Genomic DNA, 16,787 nt, shown 5'->3' on the forward strand with positions numbered 1-16,787 from the left:
CGGAACATCGCGGGTGCAGGCCGCGAAAACGACGCCGCTTTGACGTGGCGACCAATTCGGGGACCTGAAAGGGTCCGCTACGCCCCTGCCCATAGAGAGTGATAAGCAGCGACAGGAGATTTGTCTCCGGTCGTCAGTTCGCCAACCGAATTGGCAATCGCATTGCGATCAATCCGGAAATGCCGGGCGAGCTCTCCTATGGTTCCGGTCTGGCCGAAATGTTCTACGCCATGCGGGATAGTCCTGTGGCCCTGGACCGCGCCAAGCCATGACAGCGTGGCAGGGTGACCATCAATCACGGTGACGATCGTGCAATGGTTCGGCAGTCCTGCCAACAGGGCTTCGACGTGGGATCGGGCGTCGGGATTGCCCCGCGCGCGCTCGCGCTGTGCGGCGGTCCAGCCAGCATTGAGCCGGTCGGCAGATGTGACCGCCAAAACCCCGACATCACGGCGACGCTCGCCAATCATGCCCGCCGCCGCGATGGCTTCATCGGCAACGGCGCCTTGATAGGCAATCACGATAGAACAATTCGGTCCCGGCCTGCGCAGCCAATAGGCCCCGTCAACCGCCCCCTGAACAAAGGCATCGTCAATCCTTTTTCCGGGTTGTTCCAATGGTTTGGTGGTGAGGCGCAGATAGACCGAACCGCCGGTTTCATCGCGCAGCCATGTCCGCTCGTCCGGGTCCCCTTCACCATCGCGCTGCATGTAGTCGAACGCCCAGGCCATGATCACGGCAAGCTCGTCTGCAAAGGCAGGTTCGAAACTGGCAAGCCCGTCTTGCGCCATTCCGGTCAGCGGCGTGCCAATGGACTGATGCGCTCCGCCTTCCGGGGAGAGGGTAACGCCTGAGGGCGTTCCCACGATCATGAAGCGCGCGTCTTGGTAGCAGGCGTAGTTCAGCGCATCCAGCCCGCGATGAACAAAGGGGTCATAGACGGTTCCAATGGGAATGATCCGTTTACCCCAAAGGCTGTGCGACAAGCCCGCGGCGCCAAGCAGTAAGAACAGGTTCATCTCGGCGATCCCGAGTTCGAGGTGCTGACCCTCGGGCGCAAAATTCCACTTCGCCGTCGAGGGAATGCGGTGTTCGATATAAGCATCGCGCCGCGCGTCCCGAGCGAACAGTTTCCGCCGATTGACAAAGCCGCCCAAGCCGGTGGTGCCCGTGACATCCGGCGAGGTCGTCATGATCCGCGCGGCCAGATCACTGTCGCCCTTGGACAACTCGTCGAGTATCTTGCCAAAGGCGGCTTGCGTGGAAATTTCACGGTCCGACGAGACGCCGATTTTCGGCACTGACAGTTTGCCGTCTGCAAATCGGCGCGGCCCCTTGGCAAAGAAGGGGACATCCGAGAGGAACGATTTCAGCGCCTCGACATCCGCAACGCTTGCAAATGGCTCCCACTCCTGCCCCTCGGGTACGCCCATATCCGCCTGCCATTGGGCCATCTGCGCCTTGGTCATCAGCCCACCGTGGTTGTCCTTGTGACCCGCAATCGGGGTGCCCCAACCTTTGATGGTGTATGCCAGAAAGCAGGTCGGGCGGTCGTGGTCGATGGCGGCGAAAGCATCGGCCATGGTTGCCACACAGTTGCCGCCGAGGTTTTCCATCAGCGACGCCAACTCCGCATCGCTGCGGCGCTCCAGAAGCACGCTCACGTCACCCTGATCGCCAAGATCATCCATCAAGCGTTTGCGCCAGACCTCGCCGCCCATGTAGGTCAGCGCGGAATATTCGGTATTGGTGCAGGCATCGATCCAGTCACGCAGCTTGTCGCCCCCCGGTTCGTCAAAGGCCGCGCGCTGCAACATGCCATATTTGACGCGCACCACATCCCAACCGAAGGCCTCGAAGATCTTTTCGATCCGTTCGAACAACCCTTCACGCACGATCCCGTCAAGCGACTGTCGGTTGTAGTCGATGATCCACCAGGTGTTGCGAAGACCGTTCTTCCAGCCCTCCTGAAGAACCTCGTAAACGTTGCCTTCGTCCATCTCGGCGTCACCGACAAGGGCGACCATCCGGCCAGGGTCGATGTCGCGTCCCCAGTCCTTGGCGGCAATGAAGTCCTGGACTAGGGATGCCAGCGCCGTGATGCCGACCCCAAGGCCAACGGATCCGGTGGAAAAATCCACATCATCCGTGTCCTTGGTCCGGCTGGGATAGCTTTGGGCGCCACCAAACCTGCGAAAGTTCTCCAGCTTCTCGCGGCTTTGATTGCCCATCAGGTATTGCATCGCATGAAAGACGGGCGAGGCATGGGGTTTGACGGCCACCCGATCCTCCGGCCGCAAAGCCGAGAAATAGAGCGCGGTCATGATTGACACCATCGAGGCCGAGGAGGCCTGATGCCCGCCCACCTTGATCCCGTCAACCTTTGGCCGGATGTGGTTCGCGTTGTGGATCATCCAATGCGAAAGCCACAGTAGGCGTTGTTCGACAGTTTTCAGATGCGCGTTGGACATGGGGCCCCTCCCTTTGAAATGGACATCGACGGTTTTGCGGTCTGACAGCGGCTCAACCGTCCTTGTAATAATAGCTATAGCCGTTCAGCGCCGGGGCACCGCCCAGATGGGCATAGAGAACTTTGGACCCTTTCGGAAAAAATCCCTTCCGGGCCAGGTCGATCATGCCCTGCATGGATTTGCCTTCATAAACCGGATCGGTCATCATCGCCTCGGTCTTCGCGGCCAGCCGGATCGCGTCATTGGTTTCCTCGGATGGGACGCCATAGGCCGGATAGGCATAGTCGGGGTTGATGTGGATTTCGTCATCCCTCACCTTGCGGCCCAGCCCAACCAGTTCTGCGGTATTGTCGACGATGGCGCGCACCTGCGCCCGTGTCTGATCGGGCGTTCCCGAGGCGTCGATACCGATTACACGGTCGGCACGGCCCTGGTTCGCAAATCCGACGATCATGCCGCCCTGGGTCGAACCGGTCACGACACAGACAACGATGTAGTCGAACGTGACGCCAAGTTCGGCCTCCTGTTCGGCAACCTCTTCGGCAAACCCGATATAGCCCAGAGCACCGTACTTGTGCACGGATGCCCCTGCCGGGATCGGATATGGCTTGCCGCCTGCATCCTCGACCGATTTGATCGCGTCTTCCCAGGATTTGCGGATACCGATGTCGAACCCATCATCCACCAACCGGCTGTCAGCGCCCATCAGACGCGTCAGCATGATGTTGCCCACACGGTCGTAGACGGCATCATGGTGGGGCACCCATTTTTCCTGGATGACCACGCATTTCATGCCGATCTTGGCCGCCGTGGCCGCGACCATGCGGGTGTGGTTCGATTGCACCCCGCCAATCGAGACCAGCGTATCCGCTCCGCTCGCGATCGCGTCGGGGACGATATATTCCAGCTTGCGCAACTTGTTGCCGCCAAATGCCAGGCCGGAATTGCAATCCTCTCGCTTGGCGTAGAACTCCACATCCGCGCCGACAGCCGCGGTCAGACGCGGCAGATGTTCGATGGCGGTCTTGCCGAAAGTCAGAGGGTAGCGTTCGAATTTGTCGAGCAGCGACATGGGCGTTCTCCTAGTTTTCCTGGTCGAAGCGTAACAAAGAGAAGACGAAAGGTGCTTTCGTAATCGGACCTTCGAGTTGACACCAACCCGCAATCTGAAAAGGATTATTCCGGATCTGGGACATAGGGTGGTGATAAATGGAAGAATCTCTCAGAGGCGCGCTGGATCGAATCGACAAGAACATCCTGCGACACCTGCAAGCCAATGGGCGGCTGACAAACGCGGAACTGGCCAAGGCCGCCAATATCAGCCCCGCAACCTGCCACAGACGCACCCAGGCACTGGTTCGGGCCGGACACTTGTCCAAGGTGATGGGGCATGTGAATCCGGCATCGGTCGATCTTGGTACCCTGGTCATGGTCGGGGTGATCCTTGATCGTTCAACGCCCGAAAGCTTTGCTGAATTTGAGCAAGCGGTCGATGGCATGAAGGAACTGCTCGATTGCCACCTGGTGGCAGGCGATTTCGACTATCTTCTCAAAATCCGTGTTCGGGACATGAACAGCTTCAACACCTTACACACCAAGATGCTCATTGCGCTTCCCGGCGTCCGGCAGATCAGAACCTTTTTCGTGTTGAAGGAAATCAAGGAGAACGCCCCGCTCGCCTTCTGAAGCGCTGCCATGCAGCGTCCTGGCTGGTCCGGTCCGGGACCGGCATTGCGCACGCGCCTGCAACGGGACCAAGTACCATTGGACATCCTGGCAGAATTATCTTCATGGTGCAGAAAATAAGGAGAGGATCGAAAATGGCACTTACAGCGATAATCGAAGCACATGGCGGACCGGAGCAGTTCAAGTTGGTGGATCTCGATGTCGGCGAGCCGGGCAAGGGCGAGGTCCGCATCTCCCACAAGGCTGTGGGCCTGAATTTCATTGATGTCTATCAGCGTACTGGCCTCTATCCGATGCAATTGCCCCATGCCATGGGCATGGAAGCTGCAGGTGTGATCGAGGCCGTGGGCGAGGGGGTCACGCATCTGAAGGTGGGTGATCGCGCCGCCTATGCCTCTAATCCGCCCGGTGCCTACGCCGAGGCGCGGGTCATGCCCGCCGCGCAGGTCTGCCCCTTGCCCGACGGCATCTCCTTCGAGGAAGGGGCCGCGATGATGCTCAAGGGGTTGACGGTGGAGTATCTGTTCCATCGCACGACGCCTCTGACGTCAGGGGACACGGTGTTGTTTCACGCGGCGGCGGGGGGCGTGGGCCTTCTGGCCTGCCAATGGGCGCGCTCGGAAGGGATCACGTTGATCGGCACGGCGGGAACCGACGAAAAATGCCAACTGGCACTGGATCATGGCGCAACCCACTGTCTGAACTACCGCCATGGCGATTGGGTGGCGCAGCTGCGTAGCCTGACCGACGGCAGAGGCGTCGACGTGGTGATGGATGCCGTCGGCAAGGATACGTTCGACGGATCGCTCGAGTCCCTGAGACCCCTGGGCATGATGATCTCGTTCGGAAATGCCTCGGGGCCGGTGCCGCCTTTCGAAATTGGTCTTCTGGGCAAGAAGGGGTCGCTCAAGATCACCCGTCCGACGCTGTTCACGCATATTGCGGACCACGCGACATGTCAGGCCATGGCGCGGCATCTGGCCGAAAAGGTGCTGGCAGGCGATGTGACAATCAATATCGGCCAGCGATTCGCGTTGCGCGATGTGGCAAAGGCGCATGAGGCGCTGGAGGCGCGCAAGACAACCGGCAGTACGATACTGGAGATCTGAGCCCGGCTTTGGGTCGTGGCCCTCGCGTTCAACCTGTGCTCTGCCGGTCTTTTGGCAAAAAGTCTTTGCCAATCTTGTGGTCTATCGAAAACTTTCGGAATAGATAGCCGCAAGACGGCATGCGACTGTATGCCTGACCGGATCACAAGCGAAGGAACGAGACATGGTGCAGCGTATCGAAAAGCATGGCCTTCAGGTGGCGGAGCAACTGGCCCGCTTTGTCGATGAGGAGGCCCTGCCGGGCACCGGGGTTTCTGGTGACGAGTTCTGGTCCGGCTTCGCCGCGCTCGTCGAGGAGATGACACCGAAGAACACGGCCCTGCTCGCACGACGCGAAGAGTTGCAAGGCAAGATCGACGATTGGCACATCCGCCACCGCAACCAGCCGCACGACCACGGGGCCTACAAGCAGTTTCTCGAGGAGATCGGCTATCTCGTCGAGGAAGGCCCGGATTTCGAGATCGAGACCGCGAATGTCGATCCCGAGATCGCGCTGGTGCCGGGGCCGCAGCTTGTGGTGCCGGTCACCAATGCGCGCTACGCGCTCAATGCCGCGAATGCGCGCTGGGGCAGCCTTTACGATTGCCTCTATGGCACGGACGCGATGGGCACGCCACCGCCGGGCGGTGGCTATGACCGGGGCCGTGGCGCGCGGGTCGTGGCGCGGGCGCGGGTGTTTCTCGACGAGGCCTTTCCACTGGTCGGCACCAGCCACGCCGATGTGCGCCGCTACCATGTGCAGGACGGCGCGCTTCTGGTCGATGACTGCCCGCTGGCGTCGCCCGAGCAATTCGCGGGCTACCGGGGCAATCCCCGCGCGCCCGATGCCGTGCTGCTGCGCAATCACGGGCTGCATGTCGAACTGATCTTTGACCGGGCGCATTTCATCGGTTGCCGCGATCAGGCGCTTTTGGCCGATGTGCGGATGGAAAGCGCCGTCACGGTGATCATGGATTGCGAGGATTCGGTCGCCTGCGTCGATGCCGAGGACAAGGTGCTGGCCTATGGCAACTGGCTGGGCCTGATGCAGGGCACGCTTGAGACCACGCTCGACAAGGGCGGCAAGCCCGTCACCCGCCGCCTCAATGACGACCGCCACTATACCGCCCCCGATGGCAGCGACCTGACGCTCAAGGGGCGCGCGCTGATGTGGGTGCGCAATGTCGGGCACCTGATGACCAACCCGGCCATCCTGGACGGTGAGGGCAACGAGATCTTTGAGGGGCTGATGGATGCTGCGATCACCACGCTGATCGGCATGCACGACCTCAAGCGCGACAGCGGCAATTCGCTGCACAGCTCGATCTATGTCGTCAAGCCCAAGCTGCACGGCCCCGAGGAAGTGGCGTTTACCGACGAGATCTTTACCCGGGTCGAAGGGTTTCTCGGCCTGCCGCAACATACGGTCAAGATCGGTGTCATGGACGAGGAGCGCCGCACCTCGGTCAATCTCAAGGAATGCATCCGCGCTGCCAAACACCGCGTCGCCTTCATCAACACCGGATTCCTCGACCGCACCGGCGACGAGATCCATACCAGCATGGAAGCCGGGCCCTTCAGCCGCAAGGATTTCATCAAGCGAAAGGCCTGGATCGGCGGCTACGAGAACCAGAATGTCGATATAGGGCTGGAATGCGGGCTGTCCGGAAAGGCACAGATCGGCAAGGGCATGTGGGCGATGCCCGACATGATGGCCGCCATGCTGGAACAGAAGATCGAACACCCCAAGGCCGGGGCCAACTGCGCCTGGGTTCCCTCGCCCACGGCGGCCACGCTGCACGCGCTGCATTACCACAAGGTGGATGTCTTTGCCGTGCAGCAGAGGCTCAAGGCCGGGGGGCGTCGCGCCTTTGTCGACACACTTCTCGATATTCCCGTCGCCGCCTATCGAAAATGGTCGAAAGAGCAGATCATCCGGGAGGTCGAGAACAACGCGCAGGGCATCCTGGGCTATGTGGTGCGCTGGATTGATCAGGGCGTTGGCTGCTCCAAGGTGCCCGACATCAACGATATCGGCCTGATGGAGGATCGCGCCACCTGCCGGATCAGCTCGCAGCATATCGCCAATTGGCTGCATCACGGCGTGGTCAGCGAAGCAGAGGCGATGGCCGCGATGCAGAAGATGGCGCAGGTGGTGGACCGGCAGAATGCCGGTGATCCCGGCTATCAGCCCATGGCCCCCGGCTTTGACGGCATCGCCTTTCAGGCCGCCTGCGATCTGGTTTTCAAGGGCCGCGAACAGCCCTCGGGCTATACCGAACCGGTCCTGCACCGTCGCCGGCTGGAACTCAAAGCCGCGCAAGCCTCGTAACCCCGACCGACAGGAGACACCTATGGCAGAACTCTCGCTCACCCGCGCCCGCACGATCATCCGAAAGGCTCTCGCCAAGGGCCGCGAGGAAGGTTTCAAGCCGCTCTCGGTGGTGGTGCTCGACACCGGTGGCCATGTGAAGGCGTTCGAGCGCGAGGATGGCGCCTCGCCGGGCCGCTTCGGGATCGCGCAGGGCAAGGCCTATGGCGCTATCATGCTGGGCATCGCGGGACGCGCGCAGATGGCGCGTGCCGAACAGCAGGCCTATTTCCTGGCGGCCATGAACGGCGTCTATGGCGGCAAGGTCGTGCCGGTGCCGGGGGGCGTTCTGGTGCGCGACAAGCGCGGCGCGATCATCGGCGCCGTGGGCGTGACCGGCGACAGTTCCGACAATGACGTGATCGCCGCCGTGGCAGGGATCGAGGCCGTGGGCCTGACGCCGGAAGACTAGGCAACGACCGCGCCGGTGATCGAACGCTCCACATCACTGTGTTGCACCGGCGGCAAGCCGACAATCCTGCATATGCTGTAACAAAATACTGCAGCTCACGCGTGCGAATTACTGCAAATGCAGGATTTTCATCCCGCCGCAATCGGCGCAGCCTGTCCGCAGAGCGAGGAAAGGGACGGGCAGATGACCATCAAAGAGACAGCACGCGCGTTTTTCGAGGCCTGCGAGACCGGCGGCGGCTGGGCGGCCTGCAAGGCATTTTGTCATGATGGTGCGAGCTTTTCCTGTCAGGCCGACGCGCTGGCAGATACGACCACGCTGCAAGGCTATGCCGACTGGATGAAGGGCCTCATGGGTCCGATACCGGACGGGCGTTATGAGCTGACCGCCTTCGCGGCGGACCACGAGCGTGGCACGGTCGTGGCGACGGCGGTGTTTCAGGGCACCCAGACCGGCGCGGGCGGACCGGGCGCGCCCACCGGCAAGTCTGTGGCCTCGGACTATGCCTATGTGATGCGCTTCGATGGTGATCGGCTCGCGCATATGACCAAGATCTGGAACGACGCGCAGGCGTTGCGGCAACTCGGCTGGGCGTGAAGCGCTGGCACATCCTGGCGCTGCTCTTCGCCGCCCGCACCGGACTGGGGGTCCAGTTCCAGACGATGAGTGCGGTCGGCACCGATCTCGCGGACGCGTTCGGCCTCGACAATGCGCAGATCGGCCTGATGATCGGGCTGTTCATGGCGCCGGGTCTGGTTCTGGCGCTGCCGGCGGGGTTTTCCGGGCGGTACGCATCGGATCGCCTGCTGGCCGGGCTCGGGCTTGCGGCATTGGCGCTCGGCGGGGCGCTGACGGCGATGGCGTCTGATCCGGTCGGCATCGGGGTCGGGCGGCTCGTCTGCGGGGCCGGGTTCCTCTTCGCCACGCTCTATTTCACCAAGATGGTGGCAGACTGGTTCGAGGGCCGCGAGATCGCCACGGCGATGAGCATCCTGGTGATGAGCTGGCCCTTTGGCATTGCCATGGGGCAGGTCGGGCACACCTGGCTGGCGGGTCTTTATGGCTGGCGCGCGCCCTTCGCCGTGGCGGCGATCTGGTGCGCACTGGCGGCGGTCGCCGTTCTCACCCTCTACCGTCCGCCGCATGACCTGCCTTGCCGCGTCGCAAGCCGGATCAGGGGGCTTTTGCCGCGCGAATGGGGTCTGATCGTGCTGGCCGGAATCGCCTGGGGCGTGTTCAACGCGGGCTATGTCGTCTACCTCAGTTTCGGTCCAGGCATGCTGGAGGCGCAGGGGATGGGCACGCTTGCGGCGGCCTCGGTGATCAGCGTCGGAAGCTGGCTGATGATCCTGTCGGGAACCGCCTGCGGTCAGATCGTGGACCGGTTCGGGCGGCGCGATACGGTGCTTGCCGCCTGCATGACGGGTGCGGTGATGGCGCTGATGCTGCTCGGTCTGCCTGGCGCGGGGCTGGCGGCAAGCCTGCTTTTCGGCCTTGTCGGGATGGCCCCTGCCGGGGTGATCATGGCGCTGGCGGGTCAGGCCGCAGCACCCGAGCGACGCGCCTTCGGCATGGGTGTGTTTTTCACTGTCTATTATGCCATCATGACGGCAAGCCCTCCGGTCGCAGGCTGGCTCCTCGACCGGACCGGGGCGCCTGGCGCGGCCATCCTGTTTGGTGCCGTGCTCTTTGCCCTTGTCCTGCCCGTGGCAGTTCTGTTCGGCATGCTCAGGACGAGGGCGGTCGCCGACACCGTTCAGGAGCCTTCGTGATACTGATCCGCAGACTGGCCACTGGCGGCGCGCAATACGCCCCCGCCCTCAACGCATGCTGCACGATTTCGGCCAGGCCCCAAGCGTCAGGATAAGGTGCAACAGGGTGCGCGTCACGGATCTGTGCGCGCGACCTCGCCGGTTCCGCGCCGCAAACTCTCGGAATCACGCCGGAATGCGCTATATTGGACGCTAGAACCGATCAGGGATTTGTCCAACCCCGAAGAAAGGACGCGACATGCCGACCCGTTTCTTTACCCGCCGCGCCTTCATCGCCGCCGGATGTGCCATCGCCGGGGGCGGGGCGTCCGGCCTCATCGTTCCCGCCCGCGCGGCGGGGCTCGAACCCACCCCAACCATGCGCGGCGGCGCGAACAATTACCTGCCCGATGCGCCCATCGTCGACCGGATCGGCGGTGGCGGCTTCTGGATGACGGGCACCGTGCGCCGCGCAGGCGACGGCGCGCCGCTGCCCGGTCAGCGCATCCAGATCTGGGCGCATACCACCGAAGGCCACGAACGCGACCCACATAGCCACGGCGCCACGCTCACCGACGAAAACGGCCAATTCCGGCTCGAAATGCCCCAGATCGTTCCGGCTTTCGGTCAGCCGCATGGCCATCTCGCCTATGACAGCGCGGGGTTCGAGACCGTGTTCCTCCGCCCCGTCATGCCAAGCGCGAACGACACCAGCCTCGAGGCGCATTTCGTCCTGCAACCCGCCTGATCCGGCAGGTTGAAGGACGTGCCGCATATCCGGACCATCCTGATCTGGGGTGCGCTTCTTCTGACGGTCGCGATCCCGGTCATCGCTGCCGGTCTGAGCCCGCTTCTGGCCTGGCGCAGCCCGGTCTATATCGTGGCGGGATTCGCCGGGGTGATCGGTCTCGTCCTGATCCTGTTGCAACCCCTGCTGATCGGCGGCTACCTGCCGGGCCTCTCGCAGACCCGGCGGCGGCGCCTGCACAGGCTGGTCGGCACACTTCTGGTGGGGATGGTGATCGTGCATGTCGCGGGCCTCTGGATCACCAGCCCGCCGGATGTCATCGACGCGCTGACCTTCACCTCGCCCACGCCGTTTTCGGCCTGGGGTGTCATCGCCATGTGGATGGTGTTCCTCGCCGCGCTTCTAGGCGTCCTCCGCCGCCGCTGGCCCTGGCGTTTGCGCAGTTGGCGGCTGGCGCATACCGGGGCCGTTCTGGTGGTCGTGGCGGGCACGGTCGTGCATGCGCTGCTGATCCAGGGCACGATGGAGACCGTCTCGAAATCCCTGCTCTGCCTGCTGGTGGTGATCGCGCTCGCCAAGGTCATCGCCGACCGGCGGGTCTGGACATCGGGGATGCGCCGCCGAAGGTAGGCAGAGCGCTTGGGCGTTCACACAGAACGCTTACCCCCCTGATCCGGCGGACCCGTATTATGCCTGCGCCGTTTGCGGCAGGTGGATGCGAAAGCAACTGCCCTCGCCCGGGGTGGAGGTGACACTCAACTGCCCGCCCGCGCGGGTGATCAGGGTCTGGCTGATCGACAGGCCAAGGCCGGTGCCCTCGGCCTGCTTGGTGGTGTAGAACGGATCGAAGATGCGCTTGCGCACCTCCGGCGTGATGCCGTGGCCGGTATCCTCGACATGGATCGCCACGCCGTCCCCCTCATCGAACACCCGGATCGTCAGCGTGCCGCCCCCGGCCATCGCATGCACCGCGTTGAGGATCAGGTTGACAATCACCTGCTGCAACTCGGTGCGCGCCATCAGGACGGTGCGCGCGCTTTCCAGATTCAGCCTGACCTTGACGCCTGCCGCCTCGATCTGGTGCCGCGTCAGCACGAGGCAATCGCGCGCCACCTCGTCCGGCCTGATCGTGCTGCTGGCCCCGGAATATTCCTCGGGCTTGGCGAATTGCAGCAATTTCGAGACGATGGCGCTGATCCGGTAGACCTGATCGTCGATCAGATCGAATTCGGTTTTCACCGCGTCGGCCTTATGTCGGAGCGTGCTACGGGCCACTTCCAGATTGCCCTGAATGACGGCGATCGGATTGTTGATCTCATGCGCGACGCTGGCGGTGATCTCGCCCACGGCGGCCAGCTTTTCCGACATGATCAGCCGTTCGGTGGTCTTTTCCAGCTTGCGGTTGGCCTCGCGCAGATCGCGGGTGCGGGCCTCGACCTTCTGTTCGAGGCGCTCGCCCCATTCGCGCAACTGGCGGTCGCGCTCCTGTATCTGGTCGAGCAATTCGTCGAGATGGGCGGCGACCTGGGCGATCTCGCCAGTGTCACCCTCGGGGCGGTTGCGCGCGTCCATGTCGCCTGCCTCGACCCGGGCGATGGTCTGGGTCATGCGTTCCAGTGGCAGAAAGATATGCCCCGCCCATCGCAGAAAGATCGGCACCGACAGGATGGCGATCAGCAGGAACAGCGCGGCAAGGACGATCATGGTGCTGGTCTTGGCAGCCTGAAACGGCGTCTCCAGGAACCCGACATAGAGCATGCCGACCCGCGCGCCGCGGCTGTCCACGATGGGCTCATAGGCCGAGATGTACCAGTCATTGACGACAAAGGCCCGGTCGAGCCAGGTCTGCCCCTCGGTCAGCACCCGCGCCCGCACCTCGGCCGAGACCCGTGTGCCGAGCGCGCGCACGTTTTCGAAAAGGCGCACATTGGTCGAGACGCGGACATCGTCGAGAAACAGCGTCGCGGTGCCCTGACTGCCCTCGGGCAGGCTCTGGTCGCGGTAGACCAGCGCGTTGATCGTGTCGATGAAATCGAGATTGCGGTTGAGCAGCATGCCGCCCACCAGCGCGCCCGGTCGCCCGTCGGGCAGGGGGATCGGCGCGGCGGAATGGATGATCATGCCGCGATCCTCGACCGCGCGGTCGGTCGGCACGGCGGCGCGCGTCTCGACCAGGCGGATCGCCGCCCGCTCGGCCATGCCAGGCGCGAGTGCGGTCATCTGATCCCGCGAGAGAATATCCACCGCGCTGCGCCACTGGCCCTGCAAGGCGCTGCGCACCACCGGCCAATCCGCCGGGTTGAACCCGGCCTGCGGTGTCTCGCCATCGGTCAGGTAGAGAAAATCCAGCCCCAACCGTTCACGCTCCGCCTCCAGTAGAGCCGCCCGCGCCTGTGGCCTTTCCATCACCTCGCGCAGGGCCACGGAGGCGGCGATGGCATCCAGCCGCTCGCCGGAATTCTCCAGCAGCCGTTTCAGATACTGGTCGGCAATCGTCAGGTCGCCGTTGACCTTGGTGATCAGCAGATCGTCGATCCGGCTGGTCCAGCGCAGGGTCGTGCCGCCCAGCAGAAGCGGCAGCAGGACCAGCATCGGCAAGAGCGCGATGACCAGAAGGCGGATACGCACGGAGGAGAAAAGCTGTTTCAGCATGTTCGAGACCGTTTCCTCCCCATGGCCAGGATGCGCAACTTGGCATTATGGACCGCAGGCCGGACAAGATAAACGGATTTCGGAACGGGCCGGGCGTCACCGGGCCGGGGTCAGCGCCCGCCACGCGTCATATTGCGACAGAAATACCTGCCCCGTCATTTCGTCGAGGAAATGACTGCGGCGCAGACGGTCCATCACCGGGCCTTTGACTTCGCTCAGATGCAGGGTGATATCCGCCGCCTTCAGCCGCTCATTGATCGCCTCGAGGCTTTCCAGCGCCGAGAAGTCGATCTCGTTCACCGCCGAGCACATCAGCACCACGTGGCGCAGCCCGCAATCCTCGGCGATGCGGTCCTGCACCAGATCCTCCAGAAACCGCGCATTGGCGAAATAAAGGCTCTGATCCACCCGCAATGTCAGCAGCGCCGGATCGGTCTCGACCTCGTGGCGCAGGATGTTGCGGAAATGCTGCGTGCCGGGCACCAGCCCCACCTCGGCCACATGCGGGCGCGAGGTCTTGTAGAGATGCAGCGCGAGCGACAGGATCACCCCGGTGGACACGCCCGCCTCAACCCCCATCCCGAGCGTGAGCAGGATGGTGGCCAGAACAGCGGCGAAATCGGCCTTTGAGTAGGCCCAGGATTTGCGCAGGATCGAGAAATCGACCAGGCTGAGGACCGCGACGATGATCGTCGCCGCCAGCACCGCCTTGGGCAGGAAGAAGATCAGCGGCGTCAGCGCCACGGCGGCGATGGCCAGACCGATGGCGGTAAAGGCGCCCGCGGCGGGGGTCTCGGCGCCCGCATCGAAATTCACCACCGAACGGGCAAAGCCGCCGGTGACCGGATAGCCGCCGGTGAAGGCCGCGCCGAGATTGGCGGCACCCAGCCCGATCAGTTCCTGATCGGGGTCGATGCGCTGGCGTTTCTTGGCGGCGAGCGTTTGCGCCACCGAGACCGATTCAACAAAGCCGATAACCGAAATGAGCAGCGCGGGCACCAGCAGCGCGCCCAGAAGATCGGCCGAGAGATCAGGCATCGTGAGCGGCGGAAGCCCCTGCGGCACCGCCCCGACGATGGCCACGCCGCGCGCCTCGACGCCCATCAGCCAGACCGCTGCCGTGCTCAGCGCCACCGCCACCACCGGCCCCGCCTTGGCGAGGATATCGGCCATGCGCGGGGCAAGACCCATCCGCATCAGCAAGGGTTTCAGCCCCTTGCGCACCCAGAACAGGAACGCCGCCGCCAGCGTGCCGATCACCAGTGTGGCCAGATGCACCTCAGCCAGATGCGCCGCCAGCGACCGCAGCATCTCGACCAGCGTATGCCCGCCCGCAGGCACCCCGAGGATATGCTTGAGCTGGCTCGTGGCGATGAGCAGCCCGCTTGCGGTGATGAACCCCGCGATCACCGGATGGCTGAGAAAATTGGCGACAAAGCCCAGCCGCAGCAGCCCCATCCCCAAGAGCATCGCCCCCGACAAGAGCGCCAGCGTCAGCGCGGCCGCAGCATAGCCCATGCTGCCCGCCTCGGCGACCTGCCCGATGGCCGCCGCCGTCATCAGCGAGACCACCGCCACCGGCCCCACCGCCAGCGCGCGCGACGTGCCGAACAGCGCATAAAGCACGATGGGCACGATCGAGGCATAGATCCCGGCCTGCGCCGGCAACCCCGCCAAAAGCGCATAGGCCAGCGATTGCGGGATCAGCATGATCGTCACGATCACTGCCGCCACGAGGTCGTTGGTCAGCGTGGCGCGGCTATAGTTGCGGCCCCAATCGAGGGGTGGAAAATAGCGAGCAAGAGAGGGCATGGGCGGCGGTCTTTCGGGTGCAGGGTGGAGTAAGGAAACAGGCCCCGGCGCGATGAGCCGGGGCCGTCAAGGATAGACTCAGGCGCGGGCTTACCCCCCGGCGCTGATCTTTTCGGGCCGCGCCATCCATTCGCGGCCGCGCAGCATCGCCTTCCAGTAGATCGGCGGCAGCATCTTTTCCTTGAGCAGCCAGGCGAGGCGGCTGGGTTTCGTGCCGTCAATCAGAAACTTCGGAAAGCTCGGTTTCATCACCCCGCCATAGCCGAATTCGGCGAGCACGATCTTGCCGCGCTCCACGGTCAGCGGGCACGATCCATAGCCATCATACTGCGCCACCGGCTCGCGGCCGTTGATGTCGGCGACGATATTCTCGGCCACCACGGGGGCCTGCATCCGCGCCGCCGCCGCCGTCTTGGCATTGGGCGCGTTCAACACGTCACCCAAAGACCAGATATTGTCATGGGCCTTGTGGCGCAGCGTCGTCTGATCCACGTCGATCCACCCGGCGGCATCGGCCAAGGGCGAGACGCGGATGAAATCCGGTGCCACCTGCGGCGGGCAGACATGGATCATGTCGAAATCGAGGGTCACGCGCGCCGGGTCGCAATCAGGTTTCTTCACCTCGAACGTCGCCTTGCGCGCAGGCCCGTCGATAGCCACTAGATTGTGAAAGAAATTCAGCGATGCGACGTACTTGTCCATGTAGGATTGCAGCGCGGGCACGTAATCCTTGACCCCGAAGAGCACGCCGCCCGCATTGCAGAACCCGATCTCGATATCCTTGAGCCGTCCGGTGCGATACCAGTGATCGGCCGAAAGATGGAGCGCCTTTTGTGGCGCGCCGGCGCATTTGATCGGCATCGGCGGCTGTGTGAACAGTGCGCGGCCCTCTTTCAGCCCCTGCACCAGTTCCCACGTGTAGGGGGCCAGGTCATAGCGATAGTTCGAGGTGACACCGTTGCGCCCCAGCGTCTCTTCCAGACCCTCGATCCTTGCCCAGTCGAGCTTGAGCCCCGGGCAGATCACGAGCCGGTCGTATTTCACCACCCGGCAGCCATCAAGGATTACGGCGTTGTCCTTGGGCTCGAACGCGGCGACGGCGGGTTTGATCCAATGCACGCCGTGCGGGATGAGGCTGCCCATGGTCTTGGCGGTCTCGGGCGCCTCGAAGATGCCGCCGCCCACCATGGTCCAGCCGGGTTGATAGTAATGGATTTCGGTGGGGTCGATCAGGGCTATTTCCAGCCCTGGCTTGCGCGTCCTGAGGCTCGCGGCCACGGCAATCCCACCCGCGCCACCACCGACGATAACCACGTCGAATTTCGCATCACCTGTGTCGGTGGGGGTCTTGCCACCATTCACGATCCGCCGGGCCACCCCGGCCATGTCATAGCCCGCCGCCTTGGTTGCGGCGAGGATCTCGGGCACCGGGCGGCTCTTGGCCTGGCTCAATGACCAGAGCGTGGCCGAGCGTGTGCCGGTGCGGCAATAGGCCAGAACCGGGCCGGGCAGTTCCATCAGTGCCTGACCGAACGCGTCGGCATCGCCATCCTGCACAATGCCCGAGGTGACGGGCAGATAGCGCGCCTCCAGCCCTGCCGCGTTCGCTGCCGCCTCGATCTCGTCGAATGTCGGTTGGTCGGCCCCCTCGCCATCGGGACGGTTGCAGATGATGGCCCGATAGCCCGCATCACGGATCGCGGCCATGTCATCGGCACCGATCTGAGGGCTGACCGACAGCGCGGCGGTCACCTTGTTGAATTGCATCGCATGTCCTCCCGTTTGGGGTCGATTGC

Annotated in this window: 13 protein-coding genes; 8 read left to right on the forward strand and 5 right to left on the reverse strand. The window is 63.6% G+C overall.

The features are described from left to right. Nucleotides 1-77: 77 nt before the first annotated feature. Both ACSSV4_RS02195 and ACSSV4_RS02200 read right to left on the reverse strand, forming a co-directional pair. Nucleotides 78-2,471: a transketolase gene (locus tag ACSSV4_RS02195; protein ID WP_454273129.1), complete on the reverse strand. Its 2,394-nt coding sequence runs from the start codon at nt 2,469-2,471 to the stop codon at nt 78-80. A 52-nt stretch (nt 2,472-2,523) separates the two neighbouring features. Continuing rightward, on the reverse strand, nt 2,524-3,543 hold the full coding sequence (locus tag ACSSV4_RS02200) for a 1-aminocyclopropane-1-carboxylate deaminase (RefSeq protein WP_454273130.1): 1,020 nt from the start codon (nt 3,541-3,543) through the stop codon (nt 2,524-2,526). A gap of 137 nt (nt 3,544-3,680) precedes the next feature. Here ACSSV4_RS02200 and ACSSV4_RS02205 point away from each other — a divergent pair, with 137 nt between their 5' ends. From ACSSV4_RS02205 to ACSSV4_RS02240, 8 genes are all read left to right on the forward strand, one after another. Next, entirely contained in the window at nt 3,681-4,157 is a 477-nt protein-coding gene (locus ACSSV4_RS02205) for an Lrp/AsnC family transcriptional regulator (protein WP_454273131.1), read from the forward strand. 134 nt (nt 4,158-4,291) lie between these two features. Further along, nucleotides 4,292-5,266, forward strand: a complete 975-nt coding sequence (locus tag ACSSV4_RS02210; protein WP_454273132.1) for a quinone oxidoreductase family protein — start codon at nt 4,292-4,294, stop codon at nt 5,264-5,266. Nucleotides 5,267-5,429: 163 nt separating this feature from the next. Then, nucleotides 5,430-7,577: a malate synthase G gene (locus ACSSV4_RS02215; protein WP_454273133.1), complete on the forward strand. Its 2,148-nt coding sequence runs from the start codon at nt 5,430-5,432 to the stop codon at nt 7,575-7,577. 22 nt (nt 7,578-7,599) lie between these two features. Next, the gene (locus ACSSV4_RS02220) at nt 7,600-8,028 is read left to right on the forward strand and encodes a GlcG/HbpS family heme-binding protein (protein ID WP_454273134.1); all 429 of its coding nucleotides are present in this window, start codon (nt 7,600-7,602) and stop codon (nt 8,026-8,028) included. A 183-nt stretch (nt 8,029-8,211) separates the two neighbouring features. Then, the gene (locus ACSSV4_RS02225; RefSeq protein ID WP_454273135.1) at nt 8,212-8,625 is read left to right on the forward strand and encodes an ester cyclase; all 414 of its coding nucleotides are present in this window, start codon (nt 8,212-8,214) and stop codon (nt 8,623-8,625) included. Beyond that, nucleotides 8,622-9,800: an MFS transporter gene (locus ACSSV4_RS02230; RefSeq protein WP_454273136.1), complete on the forward strand. Its 1,179-nt coding sequence runs from the start codon at nt 8,622-8,624 to the stop codon at nt 9,798-9,800. The genes ACSSV4_RS02225 and ACSSV4_RS02230 overlap by 4 nt, the downstream gene beginning before the upstream one ends. Before the next feature lie 238 nt (nt 9,801-10,038). Continuing rightward, nucleotides 10,039-10,527 (forward strand): twin-arginine translocation pathway signal, encoded by a 489-nt coding sequence (locus tag ACSSV4_RS02235; RefSeq protein WP_454273137.1) that lies wholly within the window; start codon nt 10,039-10,041, stop codon nt 10,525-10,527. 18 nt (nt 10,528-10,545) lie between these two features. After that, nucleotides 10,546-11,157, forward strand: coding sequence for a ferric reductase-like transmembrane domain-containing protein (locus ACSSV4_RS02240; RefSeq protein ID WP_454273138.1), 612 nt, complete (start codon nt 10,546-10,548; stop codon nt 11,155-11,157). Between the two features lie 57 nt (nt 11,158-11,214). Here ACSSV4_RS02240 and ACSSV4_RS02245 read toward each other — a convergent pair whose 3' ends face one another. From ACSSV4_RS02245 to ACSSV4_RS02255, 3 genes are all read right to left on the reverse strand, one after another. Further along, a complete protein-coding gene (locus ACSSV4_RS02245; protein ID WP_454273139.1) occupies nt 11,215-13,179 on the reverse strand; it encodes a sensor histidine kinase in 1,965 nt (654 codons plus the stop codon). 96 nt (nt 13,180-13,275) lie between these two features. Then, nucleotides 13,276-14,991: a SulP family inorganic anion transporter gene (locus ACSSV4_RS02250; RefSeq protein WP_454273140.1), complete on the reverse strand. Its 1,716-nt coding sequence runs from the start codon at nt 14,989-14,991 to the stop codon at nt 13,276-13,278. A gap of 90 nt (nt 14,992-15,081) precedes the next feature. Then, the gene (locus ACSSV4_RS02255) at nt 15,082-16,758 is read right to left on the reverse strand and encodes a TIGR01244 family sulfur transferase (RefSeq protein ID WP_454273141.1); all 1,677 of its coding nucleotides are present in this window, start codon (nt 16,756-16,758) and stop codon (nt 15,082-15,084) included. Between the last annotated feature and the right edge of the window lie 29 nt (nt 16,759-16,787).

The sequence above is a fragment of the Roseovarius sp. MBR-154 genome (genome assembly GCF_053628595.1).

Coding starts and splice junctions, on each gene's coding strand:
- ACSSV4_RS02195 (WP_454273129.1), bottom strand. CDS start 2,471: ATGTCCAACGCGCATCTGAAAACTGTCGAACAACGCCTACTGTGGCTT.
- ACSSV4_RS02200 (WP_454273130.1), bottom strand. CDS start 3,543: ATGTCGCTGCTCGACAAATTCGAACGCTACCCTCTGACTTTCGGCAAG.
- ACSSV4_RS02205 (WP_454273131.1), top strand. CDS start 3,681: ATGGAAGAATCTCTCAGAGGCGCGCTGGATCGAATCGACAAGAACATC.
- ACSSV4_RS02210 (WP_454273132.1), top strand. CDS start 4,292: ATGGCACTTACAGCGATAATCGAAGCACATGGCGGACCGGAGCAGTTC.
- ACSSV4_RS02215 (WP_454273133.1), top strand. CDS start 5,430: ATGGTGCAGCGTATCGAAAAGCATGGCCTTCAGGTGGCGGAGCAACTG.
- ACSSV4_RS02220 (WP_454273134.1), top strand. CDS start 7,600: ATGGCAGAACTCTCGCTCACCCGCGCCCGCACGATCATCCGAAAGGCT.
- ACSSV4_RS02225 (WP_454273135.1), top strand. CDS start 8,212: ATGACCATCAAAGAGACAGCACGCGCGTTTTTCGAGGCCTGCGAGACC.
- ACSSV4_RS02235 (WP_454273137.1), top strand. CDS start 10,039: ATGCCGACCCGTTTCTTTACCCGCCGCGCCTTCATCGCCGCCGGATGT.
- ACSSV4_RS02245 (WP_454273139.1), bottom strand. CDS start 13,179: ATGCTGAAACAGCTTTTCTCCTCCGTGCGTATCCGCCTTCTGGTCATC.
- ACSSV4_RS02250 (WP_454273140.1), bottom strand. CDS start 14,991: ATGCCCTCTCTTGCTCGCTATTTTCCACCCCTCGATTGGGGCCGCAAC.
- ACSSV4_RS02255 (WP_454273141.1), bottom strand. CDS start 16,758: ATGCAATTCAACAAGGTGACCGCCGCGCTGTCGGTCAGCCCTCAGATC.